This is a genomic window from Actinospica sp., assembly GCF_035552695.1.
Lineage (GTDB): Bacteria > Actinomycetota > Actinomycetes > Streptomycetales > Catenulisporaceae > Actinospica.
The window spans coordinates 1-2,792 of record NZ_DASZKT010000095.1 but is presented as its reverse complement, the minus strand read 5'-3'; the positions used below and the strand labels follow the sequence as shown (position 1 = coordinate 2,792).

Genomic DNA, 2,792 nt, shown 5'->3' with positions numbered 1-2,792 from the left:
CCGGGTCCGGCTTGGTCCGCGCCACGTCGTCGGCGGTGACCGTCACCGCGAAGCGAAAGCCGGTGCCGGCGAGCACCGCCTCGGTGAAGAGCCGCTGCGACCCGGTCACCAGCGCGGACGGGATGCCGGCGGCCGCCACCTCGGCGAGCAGCTCACGGACGCCCGGCCGGACGACGACCCGGCCGTCGGCCGCGCGCCCGAGCATGCCCTCGGTCATCCAGCGGGCGACGTCGGCGGGCGGCGCGGGCCGCGTCGCCCTGGCCAGCAGGTAGCCGACCGTGTTGTCCATGGAGCCGCCGAGCAGCCGTTCCTGGTCGTCCTTGGACCAGGGGCCGCCCAGCCGGGCCATGACCTCGGTCTCGGTCTCGAACCACAGCGGCTCGGTGTCTACGAGCAGCCCGTCCATGTCGAAAAGCACCGCCGCGAGCCCGTCGGTCACGCAATCCCCTCTCCTAGCACCGGCCTGTCCGCGTGCACCGAGGCGCGCCGCCACCCCATCATCGCCGGCCCCGCGCTGTGCCGCGTGCGGCGGATCAGCCGCATCACGCGCCTTGCGGCTGGTCAGCTAACGCGTCCAAGCGTCACGCGTTCTCGCTGACGAAGACGCGCGAGCCCAGCCAGAGCAGCACCGCTGCCGTGCCGACGGCCACGCAGAGCCCCTCCACCGTGACCGCGTCCCAGTAGCGCCCGGCGTACGCCTCCCGCATGGCGTCGATGATGTAGCGGAACGGGCTGATCCGCGCGATTCCCTGCAGCCAGCCCGGCCCGAGCGTCATCGGCAGCATCACGCCGGAGAGCAGGATCAGCGGCACCACCACGGAGTTGACCAGCGGCGCGAACGCGTCCTCGCTCTTCAGCTGCAGCGCCACCGCGTACGACAGCGAAGAGAGACCGATCGCGACGAGCACCAGGTACACGTACGACAGCAGCACCGCGCCGAGGGGCGCGCGCAGCCCGAACGCGAGGCCCGCGAGGATCAGCACGGTCGACTGCACGATCAGGGTGACGACGTCGCGCAGCACCCGCCCGGTCAGCAGCGCGACCCGCGAGACCGGCGTGACCCGGTACCGCTCGATGATCCCGGCCCGCCACTCGGAGATGATCGCGAACCCGACGAACGTCGAGCCGAACAGCGCCAGCTGGATCAGCAGCCCTGGCACAAAGAAACGGTACGCCTCGGCCGTGCCGCCGCTCCCGGAACCGCCGCTCAGCGTGCCGGCCGGCAGCCTGGTCAGCAGCGGCCCGAACAGCGCCAGGTAGAGGATGGGCTGGAGCACGCCGACGATGAGGAACGCGGGCACCCGCAGGATCAGCCGCTGCTGGCGGCGGTAGACGAACAGCGTGTCGCTGATGAATGACATGTCCCTCTACTCCTTGCCCGCGGTCTCGTTCACGCCGGAAGTACCGGCGATGCCCGCTAGCTCTGGCTCGCCGCCCGCGCCTTCCGCGCCGCCGGGCGAGTCGTCCCGCAGCGAGCGCCCGGTGAGCGTCAGGAACACGTCGTCCAGGGTCGGCCGGGACAGGCTGATCGAGCTCATCGTGATGCCGGCGCCGTCCAGCGTCCGCAGCAGCACGGGCAGCGCCTCCTCGCCGTGCTCCACGGTCAGCCGCAGCGACCCGTCGGCCACCGTGAGCTCGCGCACCACGGGCGAGTCGGTCAGCAGCGTCCGGGCGGACTCCGTCGCCCCGTTGACCGACAATGTCACGACATCTCCGGATACGTGGCGCTTCAGCGCGTCCGGCGTGCCGACCGCCACGGTGACTCCGTGGTCGATGACGAAGAGCCGGTCGCAGAGCGCGTCCGCCTCGTCCAGGTAGTGCGTGGTCAGGAAGACCGTGGTGCCGAGGTCCGAGCGCAGCCGCCTGATGTGCTCCCACATGTTCGACCGCGACTGCGGGTCGAGCCCGGTGGTCGGCTCGTCGAGGAACACCAGCGGCGGCTGGTGCACCAGGCCGAGCGCGATCTCAAGCCGCCGCCGCTGCCCGCCGGACAGGGTCTTCACGTACCGCTGGCCGAGCCCGCCGAGGTCGAGCTGCTCGACGAGGGCGGCGGCGCGGCGCGCCGTCTCCGCGCGCGGAATGCGGTAGGCCGTGCCCTGGTCCATCAGTTCCTCGATGACCAGGGCGTTGTCGCTGGTGCCGCCCTGCGTCCGGCCGATCGCCTGCGGCACGAAGCCGATCCGCTTGCGCACCCCGAGCGGGTCGCGCAGCAGGTCGGCGCCCGCGACGGTCGCCGTGCCCGCGGTCGGCCGCAGCAGCGTGGTCAGCATGCGCAGCGTCGTGGTCTTGCCCGCGCCGTTCGGCCCGAGGAAGCCGACGATCTCCCCTTCCCCGACGGTCAGGTCCACTCCGCGCACCGCGTGCACGGTGCGCTTGCGGCTCTTGAAGTCCCGTGCGAGGCCGCTGGCCTCGATGATTGCCATCTGTGCGGTTCCCCTCTGATTTGCCGCCCGGGCAGCCTACTTCTGTAGAACGTGCCTGGTCACCCGAAATAATCGGAGCCGCCGCCGAGCGCGCCTGCCGGGGCCCCGCCGCATGACCGCCGCCGCGAGCACGTCGAGGTACCCCTTGGCGATCAGCTCCGCCCGCTCGGCCGTGACCTCCGCGACCGGGGGACCTGTCACCGCGCCGAATTCCGCTACGACTCCGCCGAAGCGACCGCCGCGTGCCCCGGCTGCCCGCGCTCGGGCAGGGGCGGGAGCGTCCCGCCGAACTCCGGGCACAGCGCCTTGTGCCTGCACCAGTCGCACAGCCTCGAGGGCCGCGGCCGCCAGTCCCCGGTGTCCCGCGCC

The 2,792-nt window shown here is 72.3% G+C and carries 3 protein-coding genes and 1 pseudogene; all 4 read right to left on the bottom strand.

Annotated features, from left to right (window positions below):
• Positions 1–439, bottom strand: a 439-nt coding sequence (locus VG296_RS12475) for an HAD family phosphatase (protein WP_325565836.1), incomplete at its 3' end; no start/stop codon positions are given.
• Between the two features lie 142 nt (positions 440–581).
• Complete coding sequence (locus VG296_RS12470) at positions 582–1,361, bottom strand: ABC transporter permease (RefSeq protein ID WP_325565835.1); 780 nt, start codon at positions 1,359–1,361, stop codon at positions 582–584.
• Positions 1,362–1,367: 6 nt separating this feature from the next.
• Positions 1,368–2,417, bottom strand: a complete 1,050-nt coding sequence (locus VG296_RS12465; protein ID WP_349259538.1) for an ATP-binding cassette domain-containing protein — start codon at positions 2,415–2,417, stop codon at positions 1,368–1,370.
• A 221-nt stretch (positions 2,418–2,638) separates the two neighbouring features.
• Positions 2,639–2,792: pseudogene (locus VG296_RS32800) on the bottom strand (recombinase RecB); the annotation flags it as partial.

Coding starts and splice junctions, on each gene's coding strand:
- VG296_RS12470 (WP_325565835.1), bottom strand. CDS start 1,361: ATGTCATTCATCAGCGACACGCTGTTCGTCTACCGCCGCCAGCAGCGG.